At 68.6% G+C, this 24,064-nt stretch carries 21 protein-coding genes; 12 read left to right on the top strand and 9 right to left on the bottom strand.

Annotated elements, in window-relative coordinates; all coding sequences use genetic code 11:
• The first annotated feature begins 100 nt into the window (after positions 1 to 100).
• On the top strand, positions 101 to 1,255 hold the full coding sequence (locus C6569_RS14030) for a hypothetical protein (RefSeq protein ID WP_106749441.1): 1,155 nt from the start codon (positions 101 to 103) through the stop codon (positions 1,253 to 1,255).
• 40 nt (positions 1,256 to 1,295) lie between these two features.
• Here C6569_RS14030 and C6569_RS14025 read toward each other — a convergent pair whose 3' ends face one another.
• Together C6569_RS14025 and hppD are read right to left on the bottom strand one after the other, a co-directional pair.
• A complete protein-coding gene (locus C6569_RS14025) occupies positions 1,296 to 2,423 on the bottom strand; it encodes a hypothetical protein (protein WP_146144809.1) in 1,128 nt (375 codons plus the stop codon).
• 91 nt (positions 2,424 to 2,514) lie between these two features.
• Positions 2,515 to 3,645, bottom strand: coding sequence for a 4-hydroxyphenylpyruvate dioxygenase (hppD, locus tag C6569_RS14020; RefSeq protein WP_106749439.1), 1,131 nt, complete (start codon positions 3,643 to 3,645; stop codon positions 2,515 to 2,517).
• Between the two features lie 123 nt (positions 3,646 to 3,768).
• Between hppD and C6569_RS14015 the strand changes: the two genes are divergently transcribed.
• From C6569_RS14015 to C6569_RS13985, 7 genes are all read left to right on the top strand, one after another.
• Positions 3,769 to 4,281, top strand: a complete 513-nt coding sequence (locus C6569_RS14015; protein ID WP_106749438.1) for an Lrp/AsnC family transcriptional regulator — start codon at positions 3,769 to 3,771, stop codon at positions 4,279 to 4,281.
• Positions 4,282 to 4,335: 54 nt separating this feature from the next.
• Positions 4,336 to 4,860, top strand: coding sequence for a hypothetical protein (locus C6569_RS14010; protein ID WP_106749437.1), 525 nt, complete (start codon positions 4,336 to 4,338; stop codon positions 4,858 to 4,860).
• A 75-nt stretch (positions 4,861 to 4,935) separates the two neighbouring features.
• A complete protein-coding gene (locus tag C6569_RS14005) occupies positions 4,936 to 5,298 on the top strand; it encodes a nuclear transport factor 2 family protein (protein ID WP_106749436.1) in 363 nt (120 codons plus the stop codon).
• Positions 5,299 to 5,365: 67 nt separating this feature from the next.
• Positions 5,366 to 5,995, top strand: a complete 630-nt coding sequence (gene eda / locus C6569_RS14000) for a bifunctional 4-hydroxy-2-oxoglutarate aldolase/2-dehydro-3-deoxy-phosphogluconate aldolase (RefSeq protein WP_106749435.1) — start codon at positions 5,366 to 5,368, stop codon at positions 5,993 to 5,995.
• A gap of 87 nt (positions 5,996 to 6,082) precedes the next feature.
• Complete coding sequence (locus C6569_RS13995; RefSeq protein ID WP_146144808.1) at positions 6,083 to 7,060, top strand: tellurite resistance TerB family protein; 978 nt, start codon at positions 6,083 to 6,085, stop codon at positions 7,058 to 7,060.
• Between the two features lie 111 nt (positions 7,061 to 7,171).
• Positions 7,172 to 7,729 (top strand): permease, encoded by a 558-nt coding sequence (locus C6569_RS13990; protein WP_106749433.1) that lies wholly within the window; start codon positions 7,172 to 7,174, stop codon positions 7,727 to 7,729.
• Positions 7,726 to 8,229 (top strand): hypothetical protein, encoded by a 504-nt coding sequence (locus tag C6569_RS13985; RefSeq protein ID WP_106749432.1) that lies wholly within the window; start codon positions 7,726 to 7,728, stop codon positions 8,227 to 8,229. Before C6569_RS13990 ends, C6569_RS13985 begins: the two co-directional genes overlap by 4 nt.
• 113 nt (positions 8,230 to 8,342) lie before the next feature.
• Here the strand turns inward: C6569_RS13985 and C6569_RS13980 are convergent, their stop codons facing one another.
• Entirely contained in the window at positions 8,343 to 9,524 is a 1,182-nt protein-coding gene (locus C6569_RS13980; RefSeq protein WP_106749431.1) for a pyridoxal phosphate-dependent aminotransferase, read from the bottom strand.
• A 709-nt stretch (positions 9,525 to 10,233) separates the two neighbouring features.
• Here C6569_RS13980 and C6569_RS13970 point away from each other — a divergent pair.
• From C6569_RS13970 to C6569_RS13960, 3 genes are all read left to right on the top strand, one after another.
• Entirely contained in the window at positions 10,234 to 12,036 is a 1,803-nt protein-coding gene (locus C6569_RS13970) for an IlvD/Edd family dehydratase (RefSeq protein ID WP_106749429.1), read from the top strand.
• Positions 12,037 to 12,137: 101 nt separating this feature from the next.
• On the top strand, positions 12,138 to 12,971 hold the full coding sequence (locus C6569_RS13965) for an isocitrate lyase/PEP mutase family protein (RefSeq protein ID WP_106749428.1): 834 nt from the start codon (positions 12,138 to 12,140) through the stop codon (positions 12,969 to 12,971).
• 14 nt (positions 12,972 to 12,985) lie between these two features.
• Positions 12,986 to 14,134 (top strand): GNAT family N-acetyltransferase, encoded by a 1,149-nt coding sequence (locus tag C6569_RS13960; RefSeq protein ID WP_106749427.1) that lies wholly within the window; start codon positions 12,986 to 12,988, stop codon positions 14,132 to 14,134.
• Between the two features lie 19 nt (positions 14,135 to 14,153).
• On the opposite strand, the gene C6569_RS13955 is transcribed toward C6569_RS13960, so the two are convergent.
• The 6 genes from C6569_RS13955 to otnK all read right to left on the bottom strand — a co-directional run bounded on the left by C6569_RS13955 (position 14,154) and on the right by otnK (position 22,464).
• Positions 14,154 to 14,387, bottom strand: a complete 234-nt coding sequence (locus C6569_RS13955) for a hypothetical protein (RefSeq protein ID WP_106749426.1) — start codon at positions 14,385 to 14,387, stop codon at positions 14,154 to 14,156.
• Positions 14,388 to 14,481: 94 nt separating this feature from the next.
• Positions 14,482 to 15,606 carry a serine hydrolase domain-containing protein gene (locus C6569_RS13950; protein ID WP_106749425.1) on the bottom strand — a complete coding sequence of 375 codons (1,125 nt, stop codon included), beginning with the start codon at positions 15,604 to 15,606 and terminating at the stop codon, positions 14,482 to 14,484.
• A 417-nt stretch (positions 15,607 to 16,023) separates the two neighbouring features.
• Positions 16,024 to 19,554 carry an indolepyruvate ferredoxin oxidoreductase family protein gene (locus C6569_RS13945; protein ID WP_245898103.1) on the bottom strand — a complete coding sequence of 1,177 codons (3,531 nt, stop codon included), beginning with the start codon at positions 19,552 to 19,554 and terminating at the stop codon, positions 16,024 to 16,026.
• Between the two features lie 219 nt (positions 19,555 to 19,773).
• Complete coding sequence (locus tag C6569_RS13940; RefSeq protein WP_106749424.1) at positions 19,774 to 20,559, bottom strand: hydroxypyruvate isomerase family protein; 786 nt, start codon at positions 20,557 to 20,559, stop codon at positions 19,774 to 19,776.
• A gap of 7 nt (positions 20,560 to 20,566) precedes the next feature.
• Positions 20,567 to 21,211, bottom strand: coding sequence for a 3-oxo-tetronate 4-phosphate decarboxylase (gene otnC / locus C6569_RS13935; RefSeq protein WP_106749423.1), 645 nt, complete (start codon positions 21,209 to 21,211; stop codon positions 20,567 to 20,569).
• On the bottom strand, positions 21,208 to 22,464 hold the full coding sequence (otnK, locus tag C6569_RS13930; RefSeq protein ID WP_106749422.1) for a 3-oxo-tetronate kinase: 1,257 nt from the start codon (positions 22,462 to 22,464) through the stop codon (positions 21,208 to 21,210). Before otnK ends, otnC begins: the two co-directional genes overlap by 4 nt.
• 211 nt (positions 22,465 to 22,675) lie before the next feature.
• On the opposite strand from otnK, the gene C6569_RS13925 reads away from it, so the two are divergent.
• Positions 22,676 to 24,055 carry a flagellar hook-length control protein FliK gene (locus C6569_RS13925; protein ID WP_181313752.1) on the top strand — a complete coding sequence of 460 codons (1,380 nt, stop codon included), beginning with the start codon at positions 22,676 to 22,678 and terminating at the stop codon, positions 24,053 to 24,055.
• The last annotated feature ends 9 nt before the right edge of the window (positions 24,056 to 24,064 follow it).

The raw sequence follows: 24,064 nt of genomic DNA, 5'->3' as shown, positions 1-24,064 counted from the left end.
AAGACCCTGCAACCTTAAAGGAATACCGTAGGGTCCGGTTTCCTGCATTGCGGGTGTTGAAACAGATTGTTACACGTCCTCTCCGGGGCTGGAGGGGACGATGACGTCGATCACCCTGCGTCGGGTCGACGCGAGGGCTGCTTATCTGGGCGTGGCCTGCGTGAACGCGATCGCGTTCGCGATCGTCGTCATGCACCGCTGGCTGACGCCGCTTCCCGGATCGGAATATGTCCACCGCCTGGTCACCTACGAGGGCGGGCTGCTGCGGAGAGCGCTGGTCGGCGACATCTATGCGCGCTTCACCGACCAGGTGGCGCCGTGGGTGGTGCGCGTCGAGGGCATGGTCGCCGTCGCCGTCTGCTTCGGGCTGGCGATGCTCCTCTTCCGTCGGTGCATCCGCGGACGGCAGGCGGACGTGTTCGCGCTGGGCTGCCTGATCTTCGGCTCACCGCTGCTGTTCAAGAACTTCATCGGCAATCTCGGCAAGTTCGACGTTCTCGGCGCCATCGTCGCCATGCTGGCGATCCTGTTGCCGCTCAGGCTCGCGACGGTCGTGCTCGTCGGGCTCGCCAGTGCCGCGTTGCTCCTCGTCCACCACATCCACGCCACCATCTACGTGCCGACCATCTACGGGATTCTGCTCCTGCGGATGGTCGCGCAGCCGGGAGGGCTTGCCCTGCGCGACGGCGCGCTGCTGGCGGCTTCCCTGGCGGTCCTCGCCTCGCTGTTCCTCTACCTTCTCTTCGCCGCCGTTCCGAAAGTGCCGGTCGAGGTGTTCCTCGACCACATCCGCGCGCGGGCGGTCCAGCACGTCGGCGACGAGCAATCCTTCATGTGGTACGCTTCGCTCGCCGACGAACTGCCGCGCACCTTCGCCGTGCTGCCCGGCCATCTGGCGCGGCTTCCGGTCTACGCGGCCATCATCCTCATCCACTGGCCGGTCATCGCGTTTTTCGCGCGCCGCCAGCAGCGGGTCCAGGCCGAGCACCCGGGCCTGGGACCGGCTTGGCTCGTGGTCTGTGTCGTGGTTCTGGGCGGCTTCCTGGTGACCAACGTCATCACCTTCGACTATGCCCGCCACCTCGGCAATCTCGCCATGTGCTTCCTGCTGCTGGCGCTGGCGCAGATCGCCGCCCATGGCGGGCGCGGGGAGGACGATTCGTCCGACATCGACGCCACGAACCCGAAGGTGGTGGCGGCGGCTCTCGCCACCGCCGCGCTTCCCTGGGTCGGCGTGGTCTACCCGCTGATCTGATCGCCCCCGGCGGCCGACCGGCACCGATCCCGTCCCGGGATCAGCGCCGACGGAACGGCCACATCGACACGAACGTATCCGGCACTTGGAACCAGCCGAACAGCTTGTTGGCCACATAGACCAGGTCATAGGGGAGAACCGACCAGGTGGGCAGGCCCTCGAAGGCCCAGCTCCACGGCACCACCAGCCAGATCAGGAGGAGAGCCGCCGCCTCGCGCCGCCCGACGCCGCCGAGGAAGTGGGCATTGGTCAGCCAGAAGGCGAAGAGGAGGGGAAACGTGACATTGCCGATGACGCGCGTCTGGTCGTTGACGATCATGACGAGCGGCATGAGGCCCAGCAGGCAGACGAAAAACGGCAGGGCTGCCCGCCCGTTGTCGGCATAGCGGACGGCCACCAGCCACCCCAGGCCGAGGGCCGTGAAGAGGATGTACTGGCTGCGGAACCAGAACTGCGCCAGCATGTCGGGGAGGTATTCCCACAGCCAGCCCTCACGCCCGACGACGGCCATGCCGTTGAGTTTGAAGATCAGCGTGAGCAGGGCTTTGCCGAGGAGGATCCCGACCAGTGTCGCTGCCGCGGAACGCCACGGGAAGACCGTCGGCCCGCCGAAGCGTGGGGTGGCCCAACTGGCGGCGGCGAGGGCTGCGAAGCCGAACAGGCCCTGCTCGAAATGCTGCAGGCCGATGAGAACACCGACGGTGCCTGCGCCGAGCGGACGCTCCCGCAACGCCAGCGCGGCAGCGAAGAGGAGCAGGGTCAATCCGTCATTGCCGGCCCAGAAATAGGGATTGGCCGATGCCGGCAGGCACACGAAAATGATGACCGCCAGCCGTGCCTGGTCTTCCTTGAGCCGCGAGAACGCGATCCAGACCACGGTCGCCGAGAACACCAGGGCGAAGGCCAGATGCAGCAGCAGGAACAGGGCTTCGTTCGTGGCCCCGATCGACCACGCGATGAAGGGGCCGAGCCAGCTCGTGAAAATATACTGCTCGGAAGGGCGCGGTTCCCAAAGTATAAATGGATTTTGTGCGATCCGCGCCGAAGAGTCGAGGTTCGGAATGTGCCATAGGCCAGTCTTCACGAACATCGCCAAGAAGATGGCGGTCAGAAATCTGCGGCGCGACCACGAAAATATGATTCGGTCGAGGTGGTTCAGGACGTTCATCGCGGGCGGGGGGCATGCTGGAGGGGCCCGGCAAGACCTATCGAATGCCGGGCCGGCGCGCAATCGACGCCCGCGACGACGAGGGGCGACGTCAGGCCGCCTTTTCCCCGATCACCCCACGGCGGATCTGGTCCTCCTCGATGGATTCGAACAGTGCGCGGAAATTACCCTCGCCGAAGCCGTCGTCGCCCTTGCGCTGGATGAATTCGAAGAAGATCGGCCCGAGCACCGTGCCGGAGAAGATCTGCAGGAGCACCCGCGACATGCGCCCCTCCTTCTCGCCGAGGGCCACGGCGCCCTCACCGTCGATGAGGATGCCGTTGGCCTTCATCCGGTCCACCGGTTCCCCGTGGCCGGGGACGCGGGCGTCGACCTTCTCGTAATAGGTCGCGGGGGGCGAGGGCATGAAGGGAAGGCCGTTGGCGCGCAGCGCCTCGACGGTCCGGTAGATGTCGCGGGAGCCGCAGGCGATGTGCTGGATGCCCTCGCCCTTGTACTCCTTGAGGTATTCCTCGATCTGGCTCTTGTCGTCGAGGCTCTCGTTGATCGGGATGCGGATCTTGCCACAGGGCGAGGTGAGGGCGCGGGAGATGAGGCCGGTGAGCTTGCCCTCGATGTTGAAGAAGCGGATCTCGCGGAAGTTGAACAGCTTCTCGTACCAGCCGGCCCAGTGGTCCATGCGGCCGCGATGGACGTTGTGGGTGAGGTGGTCGAGATAGTAGAGGCCGGCCTGTTCGGGGTGCGGGTCGCGCTCGCCGGTCCAGACGAAATCGACGTCGTAGATCGAACCCTTGTCGCCGTAGCGGTCGACGAAATAGAGAAGCGAACCGCCGATGCCCTTCACCGCGGGGATGGAGAGTTCCATCGGGCCGACCTTGCCGATATAGGGCTCGGCGCCGAGCGAGAGCGCCCGCTCATAGGCATACTTCGCATCCTTGACCCGGAAGGCCATGGCGCAGGCGCAGGGCCCATGCTCGGCGGCGAAGGCGGCGGCGAAGCTGTCGGGCTCGGCATTGACCACGTAGTTCACGTCGCCCTGGCGGAAGAGGGTCACGTCCTTGGAGCGATGCCGGGCGACGGCCTGAAATCCCATCAGGGAGAGCACCTGCTTCAGCGCGGCCGGATCGGGATGGGCGAATTCGACGAACTCGAAGCCGTCGGTACCCATGGGGTTGTGGGCACTGATCTCGGCGGGCGGAGCTTCGTGGGGGAACGGGCCCATGGCGTCATCCTCTGGTGGTGTCGTTGGAGGCTCGATTATCGTGCGGATTCGGCGCACGGAGCGTGAGAAGGAGGCGCCACTCCACCAGTTGCATGCACATCTGGTGCATGATGTGATGCCGACATGAACGAAAGTGTCTCCGTCGACGGCTTCGACCTGCGCCTGCTGGACGCGCTGCAGGAGGATGGCGCACGGACCAACCAGCAACTCGCCGACATCGTCCGCCTGTCGGCGAGCCAGGTGTCGCGCCGTCGCCAGCGGCTGGAGGAGGAGGGGCTCATCCGCCGCTACCGCGCCGATCTCGACGCCGCCCGGCTCGGCTTCGGCGTCACGGTCTACATCTTCGTCTCGCTCGCCACCCATTCGGGGCTCAACGCCAAGCGCTTCGGCGATCTCGTCCGTGCCATGCCGGAGGTGCAGGAGGCCCACGCCATGACGGGCGACGCGGATTATCTCCTGAAGCTCGTGGTGCGCGACCTCAAGGGGCTGTCGACCCTCGTCAACGAGGTGCTGCTGCCCCACGAGAGCGTGGCACGGGTGCGCTCCTCCATCGTGCTGGAGACGCTGAAGGACCAGGCCCTCCTGCCGCTGTCGCCGCGGACGGGCGGATACGGGACGGTCGCGCCGGCGCGATGAAAGCGAAATGCGGCGATGCGACCTCCTCCGCATCATCCATCGGACCCGCCTGCCATGCCCGTCGTCGCTTCCGCCCTCTCCCGCCGCTCCGCCCTTACTCTCCTCGTCGCCGCGCTGGTGAGCCCCGCCGCCGCCGACGAGGCGCGGCTCCTCCGCGGCCTCGAGGGCGATCACCCCGCCGGCTACTATCGCCGCGCCGCCGATCTCTTCCGGGCGGGACAGCGGGACGAGGCGGTCTTCGTCTTCTATCTCGGCCAGCTCCGCTACCGCACCCATCTGGCGGCGCGGCCCGACCTGCCCCGCGACCGCGACGCCGCGGCCTTCGCCTCGCTGTCGGAGGTGGTGGGCAGACCGGTGAACGAATATGCCTTCGGCGATATTCCGGCGCTCGAGCGCACCCTCAAGGCGGTGCTCGCCTATGACGCCGCCCATCCCGACGCCTTCACGCCGCCCGACCGCTATGCGCAGGCGAGCCGCTCGGTGCGCGACGGCATGGAGCGATTCCGTGCCCAGATCGTCGCGCAGCGGGAGAGCATCCGTGCCCAGCGCGTCGCCAACGGCCTCGCCAACCGCAACTGAGGGGGGCCGTCTCCTGACGCAATCGGGCGCGGGCGCGTTTATGCCACGGGAAGCTGTTCCGGATGGAGAGACGTCATGCCCGCGCGCAGTACGGTCGAGCGCTTCGTCGCCCTGGTCGAGTCCGGCGATCATGTCGGGGCGATCGAGGCCTTCTATGCCGAGGACGCCTCGATGCAGGAGAATCTGGCACCGCCGCGGGTCGGCAAGGCGATGCTGATCGCCCACGAGAAGGCGGCGCTGGCCCGTGTGGCCTCGGTCCATACCCACAAGGTGAAGACCCTTCTGGTGGACGGCGACCAGGTGGCGATCCACTGGATCTTCGACTTCACCCTGCCCGACGGCTCCACCCGCCGCTTCGACGAGATGGCGCTGCAGACCTGGCGGGGCGAGGAGATCGTGACGGAGCGCTTCTTCTACGACCCCGCGACGACGCGCTGAGGCTTTCTCCGGCGTTTCCGCGCGGGCAGGCAGGTGCTAGGTGTCTGCGACAGACGAGAGACACCCCATGCTTCCCGACGCCCGCCCGCTTCTCGAACTCGCTCCGGTCATCCCGGTCCTGACCATCCGGGACGTCCGGCAAGCGGTGCCGCTGGCGCGGGCGCTGGCAGCGGGCGGCCTCTCGGTCATCGAGGTGACGCTCAGGACGCCGCAGGCGGCGGACGCCATCCGCGCCATCGCGCGGGAGGTGCCCGAGGCGCTGGTGGGGGCCGGCACCATCACGCGGATCGAGGACATCCAGGTGGCGACGGCTGCGGGCGCGCGCTTCCTCGTCTCGCCCGGTACGCCGCCGGCTCTCGCCGACGCGCTCGCCGCCATGCCGATCCCGGTCCTGCCGGGCTGCGCGACGGTGACGGAGGCCATGGCGCTGGCCGCCCGCGGCTTCACCGCCCTCAAGTTCTTTCCCGCCGAGCCCTCGGGCGGCGCGGCCTTCCTGAAGAGCCTGTCCGGCCCCCTGCCGGGCCTCGTCTTCTGCCCCACCGGGGGGATCGATGCAGCCAAGGCCCCGACCTATCTGGCGCTGGCCAATGTCGGGGCGGTCGGCGGGTCGTGGATCGTGCCGGACGACGCGCTGGCGGCGGGCGACTACGACCGCATTACCGCCCTGGCGCGGGCGGCGCGGGCGCTTCGCCCCTGACGGTTGCGCCACGAAATCGGCCACCTTGTCGCACTTGCTGCGCGGTGAGCCATGCATAGATCGTGGCGGCACTTCAGGGAGGACGCTTTGACCGACATTTCCAGGATTCTGACCTCCGTCCTTTCGGGCGGCCGGCAGCAGGGCGGCTCGGGCGGGCTTCTTGGCCAGCTTGCCGAAATGGCGCAGCGCGGCCAGGGCGCATCCGGCGGCCCGGGCGCATCCGGCGGCGGCCTGATGGACCAGCTCGGTGCCGTGCTCCGCAACGCGCAGCAGCAGGGTGGGAGCGTGCCGGCCACGGCCCAGCCGGCAGCGCCGGCGGCCCCGGGCGCCGGTGGCGGCAATCTCCTCGACCAGCTCATGGGGACGCTCCGCAGCGCCCAGGCGCAGGGCGGGGCTGGCGGGCTCGGCGGGCTGCTCGGCCAGGCGACCGAGGTGCTGCAGAAGAATGCGGGCGGATTTGCCGGCGGCGCCGCGGCGGGGACCCTCGCAGGCCTGCTGCTCGGCACCGGCGCGGGACGGCAGATCGCCGGCACGGCGGCGCGGCTCGGCGGTCTCGCGGCCATCGGCGGCCTCGCCTATGTGGCGCTGCGCAACTACCAGCAGGGCAAGCCGGTGGTGCAGGGCACGATCGACGACGTCTCCTCGCTCCTCGGCATGGGCAAGGCGCCGGAGGGCTTCGCCGAAGCCGGCGGCACCATCGAGGACACGGCCGAGATCCTGCTGCGCGCCATGGTGGCGGCCGCCTATGCGGACGGCGAGATGAGCCCCGACGAGCGGGCGATGATCGTCGGCCAGCTCGATTCCATGGGCCTCGGTCAGGCGGAGAAGAGCTTCCTCGACGGGGTTCTGGCCGCGCCCGTGAGCATCAAGATCCTCGCGGCGTCGTGCACCACCGACGAGATGAAGGCGCAGGCCTATATCGCCGCCCATCTCGGCATGAACGTCGACACGGCGGCGGAGGCGAAGTTCCTCAAGGACTTCGCCCAGGCCCTCGGCCTCGAGGCCTCGCTGGTCGCCCATCTCGACCAGGCCGCAGCCGAAGCGAAGGCCTCCGCGGCGGCCTGACCCGGCCGCGCACGCCTGATGCGCCGGAGCGATGGTTCCGGCGCAGCGGGCCGGGCCCTATGGTGATCGGGTCCCTCGCGGGACCCCCGTCGATCCTGCCCGGCCCCGCATTTGTCATCGCAGCCTGAATCCTCGCAGAAGAAGCCCCGCACCCTCGTCGACGGCTCGACGCTGTTCGTGCTGGCCCTCGTCCTCGCCGGGGCGGGATTCGTGCTGGTGCGGGATGGCTGGCCCGGCGTCCTGCACATCCTCGCCGAGGATTCCTGGCTCTTCCTCGACATCCTGCCGAAGGTGCTCGCCGGCTGTCTGATCGGCGCCTTCGTGGCGGCGGTCCTGCCGCGCGAATTCGTCTCGCGCTGGATCGGCGGCGATTCCGGCGTCACCGGCCTCGTCATCGCCACGGCCGTCGGGGCGATCATGCCGGGCGGGCCCTTCACCATCTACCCGCTGGCGGGGGCGCTGCTCGCCGTCGGCGCGGGCGTCGGCCCCGCCGTCGCCTTCGTGACGAGCTGGACGCTGATCGGCCTCAACCGGGCGATCATCTGGGAGGCGCCCTTCCTCGGCGTCGACTTCGTCACGACTCGCATGCTGGTGTCGTTGCCGCTGCCGATCGTCGCCGGGCTCCTGGCCCATTGGCTGGCGCGGATCGTGCCGGGCGGGCCGCGATGAGCGCCACCCTCGCCGTCAGCCTGTCGCTCTGGGTGATCACCGCCGTGCTGGCGCTCGTCGCCTGGCGCAAGGGGGTCCCCGTGCTGAAGGAAGCGAGCCGCAGCGGCCTTCTCGACTTCCTCTACCTCATCCCGCGTCTCGCCATCGGCGTGATCGGTGCGGGCTTCCTCGCCGCCCTGCTGCCGCAGGACGTGGTGCGCTCATGGCTCGGGCCGGAGTCCGGCATCACCGGCCTCTTGCTGGCGACGCTCGCGGGGGCCATCACGCCGGGCGGGCCGGTGATCGGCTTCGCCATCGGGGCCTCGGCGCTGAAGAGCGGCGCCGGCTATCTCGCGGTGATGACCTACGTGACCGCCTGGGCGCTCTTCGCCTTCCAGCGGCTGATCGTGTGGGAGCTGCCGGTCATGCCGACGCGGGTGGTCTGGCTGAGGGTGGCGGCTTCGCTGCCGCTGCCGATCCTCACCGCGCTGGGGGTGATGCTGCTGACGGGGCGGGGGTAGGGCGATACGTGGCCCCGTTTCTCGTCATGCCCGGGACAAGCCCGGCCATGACGGATGGGTCGGTGGACGCCCGGACAGCGGCTTGCTGAACCGCAATGCCGGACTTCAGGCCCTCAGCTGTTCCGCCGCTCCAAGAATCCCTTCATGCGATCCAGCGCCTTGAGGATGTTCTCCGACGAGTTGGCATAGCTCAGCCGGATATAGCCTTCGCCGTGAACGCCGAAGTCAGGTCCGCCGATGGTGGCGACGCCGGCGTCCTCCAGCAGGGCCGAGGCCAGCGGCTTCGCCTTCCAGCCGGTCTGGCTGATGTTGGGGAAGGCGTAGAAGGCGCCCTTCGGCACGATGCAGGAGACGCCGGGCAGCTTGTTCAGCCCTTCGACGACGAGCTTCCGGCGGGCGTCGAACTCGGCGACCATCTTGCCCACCGCGTCCTGTGGGCCGGTGAGCGCTTCGAGCGCCGCGAACTGCGAGGGCGCGTTGACGCAGGAGAAGGAGTTCACCGCCAGCTTGCGCGCGTATTCGTAGAGCTTACCCGGCCAGATGGAGTAGCCGAGACGCCAGCCGGTCATGGCGTAGGTCTTGGACCAGCCGTTGAGCAGGATCGTGCGGTCGCGGATGGAGGGATAGGAGAGGAGGCAGACATGCTCCTCGCCGTCATAGACCATCTGGTCGTAGATCTCGTCGGACATGATGGCGACGTCGGGAAAGCGCTCCATGCCGGCGACGAGCTTGTCGATCTCGGCCTTCGGCGTCACGCCGCCGGTGGGATTGGCCGGCGAATTGACGATGACGAGGCGGGTCTTCGGCGTGATGAGCGAGAGGAGCTCGTCCGCCGAGAAGGCGAAGCCGTTCTCCTCGCGGATCGGCACCGGGATCGGCGTGGCCCCCGTGTATTCGATCATCGAGCGGTAGATGGGAAAGCCCGGATCCGGATAGAGGATTTCCGCGCCCGGCTCGCCGAACATCAGGATCGCCATGAACATGGTGACCTTGCCGCCGGGCACGATCATCACCTCCTCGGGCGAGACGGAGACCTTGAAGCGCCGGTCGAGATCGGCGGCGACAGCCTCGCGCAGGGGCAGGATTCCGTTGGCGGGCGTGTAGCCGTGATGGCCGTCTCGGATCGCCTTGATGGCCGCCTCGGTGATGTTCTCAGGGGTCGCGAAATCCGGCTGGCCGATGCCGAGATTGATGACGTCCTTGCCGGCCCGCATCAGCGCGGTGGCGCGGGCGAGGACCGCGAAGGCATTCTCCTCGCCGATGCGGTCGAAATTGGCGACGGTCTGAAGGGTCATGGGGCGTTTCCGGGACTTTCTTGTCTTGAGCGACTTCTGGCGTTGTTCTGTCTCGGCTGCAAGGCACATTCGGCATTCATCCCGGTGTTGGGACTGGAGCCCTCGAACGTGCAACGCGTCGTTGGAGGAACTCCGCAAACGCGGTCCAACTGCCGGAAACCAACACAACGGTTGTCCGGACCACGATAGCCCGGCCCGCCGCGACAGCCGCAACCTTGGCACGGTGGAAGGTCGGGACATCCCTGAGGCTGTGCAACGGCCAGTGACCATCCGGATGCTGTGAAGCAGAGCCAGAGAAGCACTGCAAAGACATGCCTAATCAACCCGGGCCTGCCCCCGTATGCGACGGGTGCTGGGCAGAAGCGTCGTCAGTGGAGGACAGGTCAATGCCAAGCTGAGCGGCATACCGGGTGACCACCACCTCGATCACCTCTTCGGGCGTCATTCGCCACTGCGCGGCGAGGCATCGGACACGCCGTGCGGCTCGACCACGAATTCGCATGACCATGGTGCACCCCATGCGTTGTCTGGCGAGAATCGAACGGGTTCGGGCGTTTGGCAAGTCGCGCCCTCCGTTCGCCCGCATGTCGCCTCCCCCTCTTTTGCCGTTGCAATCCGCCCTGCGGCGCGTTCAAATCCAAGAAACTGACGACGCGGCAGGCACTTCAATCGATTTGAACGCTTCGCAGCGCAACATGGGAGGAAGGGCATGGCCCGCCGGAAGATGAAGCCCCAGAACCTGCGTTCGCGGCAGTGGTTCGACAATCCGGACAATCCGGGCATGACCGCGATCTATCTGGAGCGGACGGTCAACTGGGGCCTGACGGTGGAGGAGCTGCGCTCCGGCAAGCCGATCATCGGCATCGCCCAGACCGGGTCCGACATCTCGCCCTGCAACCGCCATCACATCGAACTCGCCCAGCGCGTGCGCGACGGCATCCGCGACGCCGGCGGCATTCCGCTGGAGTTCCCCGTCCACCAGATCCAGGAGACGCTGAAGCGTCCGACGGCGGCCCTCGACCGCAACCTGCAATACCTGTCGCTGGTGGAGATCCTCTACGGCTATCCGATGGACGGCGTCGTGCTGATGACCGGCTGCGACAAGACCATGCCGGCGATGGTCATGGGCGCCGCGACGGTGAACATCCCCGCCATCGTGCTCTCCGGCGGGCCGATGCTCAACGGCTGGTGGAACGGCAAGCGCGCCGGCTCGGGCACCGTCGTCTGGGAGGCACGCAAGCTGCAGGCCGACGGCACGATCACCTACGAGGAGTTCATCGACGTCGTCACCAAGTCGGCGCCCTCCATCGGCCACTGCAACACCATGGGCACCGCCTCGACGATGAACGGCCTCGCCGAGGCGCTGGGCATGTCGCTGCCCTCCTGCGCGGCCATCCCCGCGCCCTATCGCGAGCGCGGCCAGATCTCCTACGCGACCGGGCGGCGAATCGTGGAGATGGTGTGGGAGGACCTCAAGCCCTCCGACATCCTCACCCGCCAGGCCTTCGAGAACTGCATCGTGGCCAATTCCGCCATCGGCGGCTCGACCAACGCGCCCATCCACATCAACGCCATCGCCAAACATATCGGCGTGAAGCTGGACATCGACGACTGGGAGAAGGTCGGCCACGAGGTGCCGCTGCTGGTCAACATGCAGCCGGCGGGCGCCTATCTCGGCGAGGAGTACTTCCGGGCCGGCGGCCTGCCCGCGGTGATGAACCAGCTCCTGAAGGCCGGCCGGATCCATGGCGACGCCATCACCGCCAACGGCAAGACCATGGCCGAGAACGTCCAGAATGCCGTCATCACCGACGAGGACGTCATCCGCCCCTACGACAAGCCGCTGGTCAAGGATGCCGGCTTCATCGTGCTGAAGGGCAATCTGTTCGACAGCGCCATCATGAAGACGAGCGTCATCTCCGCCGACTTCCGCAAGCGCTATCTGTCGAACCCGAAGGACCCTGACGCCTTCGAGGGCCGCGCCATCGTCTTCGACGGGCCGGAGGACTATCACCACCGCATCGACGATCCTTCGCTCGCCATCGACGAGACCTGCGTGCTCTTCGTGCGCGGCGTCGGCCCGCTCGGCTATCCCGGCTCGGCGGAGGTGGTGAACATGCAGCCGCCGGCGGCCCTCCTGAAGAAGGGCATCCGCGACCTGCCCTGCATCGGCGACGGCCGCCAGTCCGGCACGTCGGGCTCGCCCTCCATCCTCAACGCCTCGCCGGAGGCGGGCGCCAATGGCGGGCTCGCCGTGTTGAAGACGGGAGACAGGGTGCGCATCGACCTGAGGAAGCGCTCGGCGAACATTCTCATTTCCGAGGAGGACTACGCGGCGCGCATGGCGGAGCTGAAGGCGAACGGCGGCTACAAGGTGCCCAAGAGCCAGACGCCGTGGCAGGAGATCCAGCGCTCGATGGTGAGCCAGCTCGCCGACGGCATGGTGCTGAAGCCGGCGGTGAAATACCAGAAGATCGCGCAGAAGCGGGGCATTCCGCGGGACAACCACTGACGGTCCCATCGCCTCCGTCGATCCTCGCCATCACCAAAACGCGATTGTCGCGCGGTTCCCGCCGCGCGACTTTTTCATTCCGACCCTCGGGGGGACGAGCCATGGACCCATCGCCGCAACGCGCCGCCTTCCGCCGCCTGCACGAGAGCGGCTGCTTCGTCATTCCCAATCCCTGGGACATCGGCACGGCGATGATGCTGAAGCATCTCGGGTTCAAGGCGCTCGCCACGACGTCGTCCGGTTTTTCCTTCTCGCGCGGCCTGCCCGACACCGACTGGGCGGTGCCGCGCGACATGGCGCTCGCCCATATCGCCGAGATCGTGCGGGCGACGGACCTGCCGGTGAACGCCGATTTCGAATCGGGCTATGCGCGCGATCCCGAAGGGGTCGCCGAGAGCTGCCGGCTGTGCGCCGCGACGGGTGTCGCCGGCCTCTCCATCGAGGACCATGGCGATACGGCGGAGGAGGTGATCTATCCCTTCGCGCTCGCGGTGGACCGCATCCGCGCCGCCGCCGAGGCGCTGAAGGGCACCGGCGTGCTGCTGACGGCCCGCTGCGAGGCGCATCTCTTCGGACTGCCCGGTGCGCAGGCGACGGTGCTGAAGCGGCTCGTCGCCTATGCGGAGGCGGGTGCCGACGTGCTCTATGCGCCGGGCCTGAGAACGGCGGAGCAGATCCGCGAGGTGGTGGCGGCGGTGGCGCCGAAGCCTGTCAATCTGCTGATCTCCGCGCCCGTCGGCCTCAGCGTGGCGGATGCCGCGGCGCTCGGCGTCCGCCGCATCTCGGTCGGCTCGGCGCTGGCGCGGGCCGCCTGGGGCGGCTTCCTGCAGGCTGCCCGCCAGATCGCCGGCGAGGGCAGCTTCGACGCGCTCGCGACCGCCGAGCCCTTCGGGGCGCTCAACAGCTTCTTCCGCACCCATCATCCCAAGGCCTGACCGGAGCATCCCCCTTGAGTGCCCCTGAATTCGGCTTCGCCGTCGACACGACGCCGGCGCCCCGCCCGACCCATGTCGTCCTCGAAGGGCGCCATTGCCGCCTCCGGCCGCTCGACCCGGCCCGCGACACGGACGGCCTCTACGCCCTGTCCCATGGACCCGAGGCCGCCTGGCAGTGGGCCTATCTCTTTTCCGGCCCCTATGCGGACAAGGCGGACTTCGCCGCCCATGTGGCGAAGATTGCCGCCGGCACCACGGACCCGGTCTACTGGGCCATCGCCGACAGGGACGACCGCGCCATCGGCTGGCTGTCGCTGATGCGTATCGATACGACCCACCGGGTCATCGAGGTCGGCTCGATCCTCTACACGCCGGCCCTGCAGCGCACTCCGGCGGCGACGGAGGCGCAGTTCCTGCTGATGCGCCACGTCTTCGAGACGCTCGGCTACCGCCGCTACGAGTGGAAGTGCAACGACCTCAACGCCCCCTCCAAGAAGGCGGCGGTGCGCTTCGGCTTCACCTTCGAGGGCCTGTTCCGCCAGCACATGATCGCCAAGGGCGCCAACCGCGACACCGCCTGGTATTCCATGCTCGACTGCGAATGGCCGCAGCGGCGCCTCGCCTTCACGCGCTGGCTCTCCCCCGACAATTTCGACGCCGAGGGCCGGCAGAAGGTGAGCCTCGCGGTGATGAACGCGACGCGGGCAGAGGAGGGCGGCCTCGCGCTGCGCCGCGCGACCCTGCGGGACGTGCCGGCGATCACCGCCCTGAAGGAAGCGGCCTATCTGCCGAACGAGACAACGACCGGCAGTGTCTCGTTTCCGCGCATGGTGGACTATGCCGAATCCATCGCGACACAGGAAATCTGGGTGGCGGAGGACGGCGACGGGCTTTCAGCCTGTGCCGTGATCGAGATGGGGGAGGAGCCTGTGATCGTCTCTCTGGCGGTTCATCCCCGTCATCACGGGAAGCGTTACGGCGCCGCCATCCTGAACTTTTCCGAGCGTCGCCTGCGGGACCTCGGCGCTTCGTTCATCACGCTCTACACCAATTCCAGGCTGACACAGCGGATCGAATGGTATGCGCGCCAAGGCTTCGCGCGCACCTTCGTGAAGGAGATGGAGGACCGCAAGGTCCAGTATATGCGGAAGGACTACGCCTGAAGCCGAGGCCCGTGCGGGATCAGCTGAAGGGCTCGGCCCGGTAGGCGGAGCGCAGGAAGGCCACCGTCGCCACCAGGCCGATGGCGACGCCGACCAGCGTCGCCACGAGCACCGCCTGGTCGCCGAGTTTCATCAGGCTGGCCAGAGCCCAGCCGGTGGCGCCGCCCGCGCCGACGGCTTCGGACCCGACGATGGCCGTCGCGCCGAGCACGTTCACGACGTTGGTCCAGTTGGTGGTTCCGGCTGCGGCCATCGGGTGTCCTATCGACGCGCGTGCATTCGACGCATGTTGTGGCGTGAAATGGGGCGCCGATCAAGTCTCGGCAAGCCCCGCGGTCGGCGCCTTCTCAGGTGCGCGCCGCCATCACGTGGCCGAAGAAGGCGTTGAACTTCGTCTGATCCATCCAGCGCGCGACCACCACCATGTCGTTTTCCGGATCGACCCAGATGATGTTGGAGCCGGCACCGAGCGCGAAGACGCTTCCCTCCGAGGCGTTGGAGAATCGGCTGCGCCCGCGGTTCAGCCACCAGAGGTAGCCGTAGTCCGGATTGGTGGGGGAGGGGGTCAGCATGTCGGCGATCCAGCCCTTCGACAGGAGCTGGCGGCCGTTCCACGCGCCGTTGCGGCCGATCAGCATCCCGAGGCGGGCATGGTCGAGGGCGGAGATGAAGATGCCGCCGCCCCAGTGGGCGCCGCCAGGCACCGACTGCACCTTGCGGCCGCCGATCTCGACCCAGGAGGTCTCGTAGCCGTGCCACTTCCAGGTGTCGGAGGCGCCGATCGGGTCCATGATCCGCTCCTTCAGCACCTCCGGCAGGGCGCGGCCGAAGCGGCGCAGCAGGGCGTAGGAGAGCACGTTCACCCGCACGTCGTTGTATTCGTAGTGGGTGCCGGGCGCCTTCAGGGCGCGCTTCTCGCCCTTGCGGCTGTTGTCGGCACCGGCGCCGATCTGGCGGTTGTGGTCGACCTGGTCGGACTTGTCGAAGATCACCCCCTCCCATTCGCTGGACTGGTGGAGGAGGTGGCGCCAGGTGATGCGGGCATTGCGCTCGCCGGAGAAATGCGGGTCGTCCACGGTCTTCGAGACGGGATCGTCGATGGCGATGAGGCCGTCGTCGGAGGCGATGCCGGCGAGGACGGCGAGATAGCTCTTAGCGATGGAGAAGGTCATGTCGACGCGGGCCACCTCGCCCCAGGTCGCCGCCACCTTGCCGCCGCGGACCACGACGCCAGCCGGCTTGCCGCGCGGGATCACCGGCCCGACGATGGCGCTCCAGGGGCCCGTCTCGTTCCACTCGACGATGCCGACATAGCGGCCGTCGGGATAGTAGAGGCTCATCGGCCAGGGGCTCTCGGCCTGTTCGGCGAAGGCGGTGGCGGCCTTCAGCTTCGCCGGATCGAAGCCGAGTTCGGCGGGGGCTGCGGTCTCCCAGCCGGAGGCGACGGGCGAGGGGGTGAAGGTCGAGGTCATGGCGGATCCGGGTGTGACGGGCAGGACTTTGTCTCTGCCATGAAACAGGGAGGCGCGGTAGCGGCCCGCCGGGGTGGTGCCTTGCACCGCGGCGGACGGCTGCATCAGGGAAGTGCGTCCTTCGAGGCTCGCCACCGGACGATGCTGCCGCATCGCCGGGGCTCGCACCTCAGGATGAGGCGGTAGAGCTCTGCGCGAGGCCACGCTCGGGGAACCTCCACCGTCATCCCTGGCGAGCGAAGCGAGGGAAGGGGATCCCGGGGTGACAGGGCTCTCGCGCCGAACAGCTTTTCAGGCGCTTGGATCGTCGCGCTTTGGCTCCTGGACCCCCTTCCCTCGCTTCGCTCGCCGGGGGTGACGGGAGGCGTGTCTCTCCATGCTCTGCGGTGCAACGCGCGACGAGCCGCAAGACTCGCCTCACTCCGCCGCGAGCTTGACCTCCGGCTTCGGACCGGCGCGGAAGTCGGCGAGGAGCGCTGCCTCTTCCTTCTTGGCCACATCGAGATGGCGCGCCTTCACATGGCCGAAGCCGCGGATCTTCTCCGGGATCGCGGCGAGACCGACCGCGAGAGCGTGGTTGTCGGGCGTCAGCTTGGCGACGATCTCGGCGACCAGCGCCTCGTAGTCCTTGATCAGCTGCCGCTCGGTGCGCCGTTCGTGGGTGTAGCCGAAGACGTCGAAGGCGGTGCCGCGCAGGCCCTTGAGCGAGGCGAGGACGCGGTAGGCGGTCATCATCCAGGGACCGAAGCTCATCTTGCGCGGAACGCCGGTCTGCGGATCGGCCTTGGCGAGCAGCGGCGGCGCCAGGTGGAATTCGAAGGTCAGGTCCTTGCCGTCGAAGGTCTTGGCCACCTGCTTCAGGAAATTGCCATCCGTGTAGAGCCGGGCGACCTCGTACTCGTCCTTGTAGGCCATCAGCTTGTAGAGATAACGCGCCACCGCCTCGGTGAGGCCCTGCTTGCCCGGCGCCTTCTCCGCCTCCGCCCTGCGGACGGTGTCGACGATGCCCTGGTAGCGCGCCGCATAGGCGGCGTTCTGGTAGCGGGTGAGCTGGTCGACCCGGCGGGCGATGATCTCCTCCAGCGAGGAGGACAGCTTCTCCACCCCGCTCGGCGCCGTCACCGGCGCGACGAGAGCCTCGACCGCGGCGCGGTCGTGGGCGCAGAGCCGGCCCCAGCGGAAAGCGGTGATGTTCATCTTCACCGCCTCGCCGTTGAGCTCGATCGCCCGCTCGATGGCGGCGGCGGTGAGCGGCAGGCCGCCGATCTGGAAGGCGTAGCCGACGAGGAAGAGGTTGGTGGCGATGGAATTGCCCATCAGCGCCGTGGCGAGCCGCTGGGCGTCCACGAGATGGGTGGTCTCGCGGCTGGCGTGGGAGATGATGGCCCGCTTCAGCCGCTCCGAGGGCAGGGAGAAATTGGCGTCGCGGGTGAACTGGCCCGGCAGGCTCTCCACCGTGTTCACCACGACCTTGGTGGTCTTCTTCATGCCGGCGAGGGATTTCTTGCCGCCGGCGATGACGATGTCGCCGGAGAGGACGAGGTCGGCCGAGCCGGCATGGACGCGGATGGAATGGATGTCCTCCGGCACGCGGGCGATGCGCATGTGGGAGAAGACCTCGCCGCCCTTCTGGGCGAGGCCGGCCATGTCGATGAGGCCGACGCCCTTCTTCTCGAGGTGGCAGGCCATGCCGAGAATGGCGCCGACGGTGACGATGCCCGTGCCGCCGACGCCCTCGATCAGCACGTTGTAGGTGTGCTCGATGGTGGGCAGCACCGGGTCGGGAAGGCTTGAGATGTCGGCCTCCACCGCCATGGCCTGGCCCTTCTTCGGCTCGGCGCCGTGGACGGTGACGAAGCTCGGGCAGAAGCCCTTCACGCAGGAGAAGTCCTTGTTGCAGGACGACTGGTCGATGGTGCGCTTGCGGCCGAACTCGGTCTCCAGAGGCTGCACGGAAACGCAGTTGGAGACGACACCGCAATCGCCGCAGCCCTCGCAGACGGCTTCGTTGATGATGACCCGCTTGACCGGGTCGGGATAAGTGCCGCGCTTGCGGCGGCGGCGCTTCTCGGCGGCGCAGGTCTGGTCGTAAATGAGCACGGAGACGCCCGGCACCGCCGACAGCTCGCGCTGGATCTGGTCGAGGTCGTCGCGGTGGTCGATGGAGGTGCCGGTCGGGAAGGCGACGCCGTGGCCGGCATATTTGCCGGGCTCGTCGGTGACGATGGCGATGCGCTCGACGCCCTCGGCGCGCATCTGCGCGGCGATCATCGGCATGGTGAGGCCGCCCTCGTGGCGCTGGCCCCCGGTCATGGCGACCGCGTCGTTGAAGAGGATCTTGTAGGTGATGTTGACCTTCGAGGCGACGGCGAAGCGGATCGCCAGCGAGCCCGAGTGGTTGTAGGTGCCGTCGCCGAGGTTCTGGAAGACGTGGCCGCGCTTCGAGAACGGCGCCTCGCCGACCCAGTTGGCGCCTTCGCCGCCCATCTGGGTGAAGCCCTCCGTGTTCCGGTCCATCCACAGCGCCATGTAGTGGCAGCCGATGCCGGCATAGGCGCGCATGCCCTCCGGCACGACGGTCGAGGTGTTGTGCGGGCAGCCCGAGCAGAAATAGGGAATGCGCGTGGCGATGATCGGCGTGGTCTTCAGCACCTCCTGGGCGCCCTTCAGGCGGGCGACGTTGGCGGCGACCTGCTCGTTGTGGCCGACATGCTTCAGAACGCGCTCGCCGATGCAGATGGCGACGTCGTTGGAATCGAGCGCCCCGTGGACGGGGAAGAGCCACTCGCCCTTCTCGTCCTTCTTGCCGATGACGATGGGCTGGTGGGCGTGGCCGTAGAGCTCCTCGCGGACCTGCACCTCGATGAGCGAGCGCTTCTCCTCGACGACGACGACGAGGTCGAGACCGGTGACGAAGGCGCGCAGCTCCGCCGGGTCGAGCGGCCAGGGGCAGGCGATCTTGAACAGGCGGATGCCGAGATCGTTGGCTTTCACCTCGTCGATGCCGAGCTCGTCGAAGGCCTGGCGGACGTCGAGATAGCTCTTGCCGGTGGTGATGATGCCGATCTTCGGCTGGCGGCCGCCGGAGGTGATGATCCGGTTCAGCTTGTTCGCCTTGATGAAGGCGAGGGCGGCGGCCCGCTTGTACATGTGCAGGCGCATCTCCTGCTCGTGCCGGTCGTCGTTCGGCCGGATGGAGACGCCGCCGGGCGGCATGACGAAGTCCTCGTCGCCGGGCAGGACGATGTTGATGCGGTCGACCGCACCGTCGACGACGCCGGTGGATTCCACCGTGTCCTTCATGCATTTCAGCGCCGTCCACACGCCGGCATAGCGCGACATCGCCCAGCCGTAGAGGCCGTAGTCGAGGATCTCCTGCGCCCCGGCGGGGTTCAGGATCGGCATCATCACGTCGACGAAGTGGAATTCCGACTGGTGGGCGACGGTGGAGGATTCCGCCGTGTGGTCGTCGCCCATGAGGGCGAGGACGCCGCCGTGCGGCGAGGTGCCCGCGAGATTGGCGTGGCGGAAGACGTCGCCCGAGCGGTCGACGCCCGGGCCCTTGCCGTACCAGACGCCGAAGACGCCGTCGAACCTGCCTTCGCCGCGCATCTCGGCCTGCTGGGTGCCCCAGACGGCGGTGGCGGCGAGATCCTCGTTGAGGCCGGGCGTGAAGATCACGTCACTGGCGAGGAGGTTGCGCTGGGCCTTGAAGAAGGCCTGGTCGAGGCCGCCGAGGGGCGAGCCGCGATAGCCGGAGACGAAGCCGGCGGTGTTGAGCCCGGCGCGGCGGTCGCGCTCCTTCTGCATCAACGTCAGGCGGACGAGCGCCTGGACGCCGGTCAGGAACACGCGCTCCTTGGCGAGATCGTATTTGTCGTCGAGCGAGACGTCGTCGAAACGGATGGAATTGGCGAGATCGGCGGATGCGGGGGGAACCTTCGCCATCGCGCGCTCCTCTTGACCGGCGGGACCGAAGTCTCGCCATCGGGATGTGGAGGGCGGCCGGTGCCGGCGCCCTTAGGTCAAGAACGCTGTCACATTGGAATGGTTCTGTCGATTTCGTTCTCGGCAGGGCGGGCGCAACGAGATTGCGCAACAGCTTGACGCCAAAGGCGTTTCTGCTGCGCTGCACAAGGAATGTTCGCGCCTGCGAGACGGGCGGCGTCAGCCGAGGCTCACGCCGAGAGCCTTCACCCAGGCGAGCCCGGCGTCGGTGTCGCCGCGGGGCCGGTACTCCGCCCCGACCCAGCCGGCATAGCCCTTCTCGTCCAGGGCTTTGAAGATCGAGGGGAAGTGGATCTCGCCCTCGTCCGGCTCGGCGCGGCTGGGCACGGCGGCGATCTGGACGTGGCCGATATGGGGCCACCAGGTGGAGAGGTTGGTCAGCACGTCGCCCTCGGCGCAACCGACGTGGAAGACGTCGAACATGATCTTGACGTTGGGCTTGCCGACCCGGGCGATGATTTCGCCGGCGCCGCGCAGCGTGGAATAGAAATAGCCGGGCGCGGCGCGCGGGCTCAGCGGCTCGAGCAGCAGGGTGATGCCGTGGGCGGCGGCCTTGTCGGCGGCGATGGACAGGTTCTCGACGAGCACGCCGGTGGCCGCGGGCCGGTCGGACGGCTTCACCATGCCGGCCATGGCGTGGATCGCCTTGCCGCCGGCGGCGACCTGCCAGGCGATGGCCTGGTCGATGGCGGCCTGGAATTCCGCCTCGCGGCCGGGCAGGGCGCCGAGGCCGTTCTCGCCCTTCGCCGTGTCGCCCTTCACGGTGTTGACGCCGAGCATGGTGAGCCCGAGGCGCTCGCAGGCGGCCCGCACCGCTTGCGGGTCGGTGTCGTAGGGCCAGTGCATCTCCACGGCGCGGAAGCCCGCCTTCGCGGCGGCCTCGATCTGGTCGAGAAGCGGCATGCCCTGCCACAGGAAGCCGAGATTGGCGGAAAAGCGCGGCATGGGTGTCCTATCCCCTGAGTTTGAACGTCGCCTCGAGGTCGGCGATCTCTTGTGATGCGAGGTGGCGGACCTTCATGCCGCGGGTGAGGAGGACGAGGCGCGCCGTCTCCTCCAGTTCCTCCATGGCGAAGACGGCCGCCTCCAGGCTCGCCCCGGCGACGACGGGTCCGTGGTTGCCGAGGAGGATGGCCGGATGGTCCGGCGCCTTGTCGCGGATCAGAGGGGCGACGTCGGCCGAGCCGGGCCGCGTATAGGGCACGATCGGCACCTTGCCGACGCGCATGACCACATAGGGGGTGATCGGCGGGATGGCGTCGTCCGGATCGGTGTCGGCGAGGCAGGAGAGGGCGGTGGCGTGGGTGGAGTGGAGGTGCACCACCGCGCGGGCCAAGGGTCGCGCCTGATAGAAGGCGAAGTGCAGCGGCAGTTCCTTGGTGGGCGGGTCGCCGGCGACGAGCCGGCCCTCGCCGTCGAGTTTCGACAGGCGGTCGGCGTCGAGGAAGCCGAGGCAGGAATTGGTCGGCGTGAAGAGATAGCCGTCGTCGAGCCGGACGCTGAGATTGCCGGATGAGCCCGGCGTCAGGCCGCGGTCGAACAGGGACTTTCCCCAGCGGACCAGCCCCTCGCGGGCCTTCTTCTCCTCGCCGCTCATGCGTCACCGAGGGCGGCGAGCGCCTTGTCGTAGAAGTCGAGGGCGCCGAAATTGCCGCTCTTCAGCGCGAGGCGGATGGGGCGGGGGCCCTCGGCCGCCAGCGCCGGCACGCCGGGATCGATCTCCGGGCCGATGTGGAAGCGCTCGACCTCCAGGGCCGTGACGACGGCGCCCGAGGTCTCGCCGCCGCCGACCACGAGGCGGGCGATGCCGGCATCCGCCAGCATGACGGCGAGTTCGCCGAAGAAGCCTTCGATGGCCTCGGCGACCTCGGCTTTGCCGTAGCGTTCCTGCGCGGCCTTCACCTCGGCGGGATCGGCGGAGGAATAGACCATGGGGGCGTGGCCGATGCGTTCCATGACGTGGTCGAAGGCCTTCTTCGCGGTCATGGCGCCGCCCATCACCTCGTCCGGCATGACGGCGAGGCCGGGATGGCGGGCGGTGTAGGCCTTCACCTGCGCGCGCGACTGGGTGGAGCAGGAGCCGGAGATGACGGCTGCCGATCCCCGCCCCGGCGTAAACCCGGTGCCGCGACCGGAGAGCAGGCCCTTCTTGCGGAAGTTCTCCGGCAGGCCGAGGGCGATGCCCGAACCGCCGGTGACGAGCTTCGCCCCGCCGATGGCGCCGCCGATGGCGAGGAGATCGTCGTCGGCCACCGCATCGACCACGGCGAGGCGGCGGCCGGCCTTTGCCTCGTCCGCGAGAGCGAGCTGGATGGCGTCGAAGCCCTGGCGGACGACGGAGAAGGGCACGAGACCGACCTCGCCCTTCGTCTGGTGCGACAGCCAGCGACGGATGTCGGGGTCTGTCATGGGGGTCAGCGGATGGTTCTGCATGCCGCTCTCGCTGAGCAGGACGCCGCCGACGAAAAGGTGGCCGTTGAACAGCGTGCGTCCCGTCGCGGGGAAGACCGGGCAGACCACCGCCACGTCGGCACCGAGCCGCTCGACGAGGGCCTCGGCGACGGGGCCGATATTGCCCTCCTTGGTGGAGTCGAACGTCGAGCAATACTTGAAGAGGATCTGCGTGCAGCCCTGGGCCAGCAGCCACTCGCAGGCGGCGAGCGACTGGGCGACGGCATCGGCCACCGGGACGGTCCGGCTCTTCAGGGCTACGACGCCGGCCTCGCAATCCGCCGGAGCGGCTCCGTCGGGAATGCCGACAAACTGCATGGTCGCCATGCCGCCCTTGGCCAGCGTGTTGGCGAGGTCGCTCGCTCCCGTGAAGTCGTCCGCGATGCAGCCGAGAAGCATGAATCCACCCTGAATTCTCATGGTTGGCTGAAGGTCTAGCGGTTTGACGCCGACCCGGCAAATCTTGCCGCGCAGGGCAGGGTTTTCCGCTCCGGCCGCACCGCCGTCGCACCGGGCGCCCTTGGAATCGCTGGTATTTTCGAACCCTTCGGCGTGGCCCGACCCTTGCTGACGCTGTCGACAGGTCGTTTTCGATCGCATGAGGCATTTCGTGGCAGGCTCGTCGGCTTCCTCCATCAGCAGCGCGCACCAGACGTCCCAGGCGGCCCGGTCCAGCCAGGCGTCGCGGCAGTCCGGCGCGTCCACCTCGTTCGCGGAGGCACTGGACGCCATGGAGCGCCAGCTCGGCGAGCCGGTGCGCGCCCACCGTCCTGCGCGGAGCCTGGCCGGCAAGCCCGCCGCCGAGACGGCGCCCGCCATCGACCAGGCCGCGCCTCAGGGCGAGGCGGCGCGACCCACGGAGGCCGCCGTGGTCGGCGCCGAGGGCAAGATCGCCGAGGGCAAGGCGAAGCCCGCCAAGGACGAGGGAAATCCCGAGGTCGAAGGCAAAGCCCCCGGCGAGGGCGAGACGCAGGAGGCGGTCGTCGCCGAGGCACAGCCCCAGCCCCCCGTCCAGACGCCTGCGGCGATACCGCAGGCCGCCGCGCCGGCGACCGTGCCGACGGAAGCCGCCGGTGAGGGCGAGGTCGCCGCCGCTCCGGTCGCAGCCATCGATTCCGCTGCGGCCGCAGCCGCAGCGTCGGCACCGGCGGAGGGCGAAGGGACCGCGGAAGCCGAGGCGGCTCCCGCCCTCGCCGCGGCAGCCGGCGCGAAGCCGGAAGGCAAGGCAGAAGCGTCGACGTCCGCCGCCTCCGGAGCCGACAAGGCTGCCGAGGCCGCGCCGACGACCAAGGAGGGGGCCACCGACGCCCCGGCCGCCGCAGCGCCCCGGCAGACGGCCGAGAAGCCGGCAGCCACCTCCGGCAAACCGGCCGAGGCGGCCGGGGCGGAACAACAGGCACCCGCCGCGGCCCCGGAGACGCCGGCCGCGACCGCCGCGGCGGTCGATGCGACCCCGCAGCAGGACGTGCTTCCTCAGGGGGCGACGCAGGCCCCCGCCAGCCCCTCCGCCTTCGGCACCGAGGTGGCGCAGAAGACCGCCCAGGCGCCGGCACCCGGATCCCCCGTGCCCGTCCACGCCCTCGCCGTGACGATCGCGGCCCGCGCCAATGCCGGCACGACCCGCTTCGACATTCGTCTCGACCCCGCCGAACTCGGCCGCATCGACGTGCAGCTCACCGTCGACCGCGAGGGGAGCGTGAAGTCCAAACTCGTGGTGGAAAAGCAGGAGACGCTCGATCTCCTGCAGCGCGACCAGCGCAACCTCGAGCGCGCGCTGGCCCAGGCCGGCGTGCAGACGAGCGAGGGCAGCCTCGAATTCTCCCTGAAGGACCAGGGCGGCCAGAACGCGCGCGAGCGCCAGCCGGAACAGCAGGCCTCGCGCCACCAGGTGGTGGTCGAGGATCCCGACACCGTCGCGGCCCTCCAGGCCAGCGCGGCGACCTATGCCCGCTCCGCCGCCATGCGCGGCGGCGTCGACATCCGTATCTGAAAGGACGGC

This window comes from Phreatobacter cathodiphilus, from assembly GCF_003008515.1.
Classification (GTDB): Bacteria; Pseudomonadota; Alphaproteobacteria; order Rhizobiales; family Phreatobacteraceae; genus Phreatobacter; species Phreatobacter cathodiphilus.
This window is presented reverse-complemented; position numbering and strand designations above follow the sequence as displayed.

Coding starts and splice junctions, on each gene's coding strand:
- C6569_RS14030 (WP_106749441.1), top strand. CDS start 101: ATGACGTCGATCACCCTGCGTCGGGTCGACGCGAGGGCTGCTTATCTG.
- C6569_RS14025 (WP_146144809.1), bottom strand. CDS start 2,423: ATGAACGTCCTGAACCACCTCGACCGAATCATATTTTCGTGGTCGCGC.
- hppD (WP_106749439.1), bottom strand. CDS start 3,645: ATGGGCCCGTTCCCCCACGAAGCTCCGCCCGCCGAGATCAGTGCCCAC.
- C6569_RS14015 (WP_106749438.1), top strand. CDS start 3,769: ATGAACGAAAGTGTCTCCGTCGACGGCTTCGACCTGCGCCTGCTGGAC.
- C6569_RS14010 (WP_106749437.1), top strand. CDS start 4,336: ATGCCCGTCGTCGCTTCCGCCCTCTCCCGCCGCTCCGCCCTTACTCTC.
- C6569_RS14005 (WP_106749436.1), top strand. CDS start 4,936: ATGCCCGCGCGCAGTACGGTCGAGCGCTTCGTCGCCCTGGTCGAGTCC.
- eda (WP_106749435.1), top strand. CDS start 5,366: ATGCTTCCCGACGCCCGCCCGCTTCTCGAACTCGCTCCGGTCATCCCG.
- C6569_RS13985 (WP_106749432.1), top strand. CDS start 7,726: ATGAGCGCCACCCTCGCCGTCAGCCTGTCGCTCTGGGTGATCACCGCC.
- C6569_RS13980 (WP_106749431.1), bottom strand. CDS start 9,524: ATGACCCTTCAGACCGTCGCCAATTTCGACCGCATCGGCGAGGAGAAT.
- C6569_RS13970 (WP_106749429.1), top strand. CDS start 10,234: ATGGCCCGCCGGAAGATGAAGCCCCAGAACCTGCGTTCGCGGCAGTGG.
- C6569_RS13965 (WP_106749428.1), top strand. CDS start 12,138: ATGGACCCATCGCCGCAACGCGCCGCCTTCCGCCGCCTGCACGAGAGC.
- C6569_RS13955 (WP_106749426.1), bottom strand. CDS start 14,387: ATGGCCGCAGCCGGAACCACCAACTGGACCAACGTCGTGAACGTGCTC.
- C6569_RS13950 (WP_106749425.1), bottom strand. CDS start 15,606: ATGACCTCGACCTTCACCCCCTCGCCCGTCGCCTCCGGCTGGGAGACC.
- C6569_RS13945 (WP_245898103.1), bottom strand. CDS start 19,554: ATGGCGAAGGTTCCCCCCGCATCCGCCGATCTCGCCAATTCCATCCGT.
- C6569_RS13940 (WP_106749424.1), bottom strand. CDS start 20,559: ATGCCGCGCTTTTCCGCCAATCTCGGCTTCCTGTGGCAGGGCATGCCG.
- otnC (WP_106749423.1), bottom strand. CDS start 21,211: ATGAGCGGCGAGGAGAAGAAGGCCCGCGAGGGGCTGGTCCGCTGGGGA.
- otnK (WP_106749422.1), bottom strand. CDS start 22,464: ATGCTTCTCGGCTGCATCGCGGACGACTTCACGGGAGCGAGCGACCTC.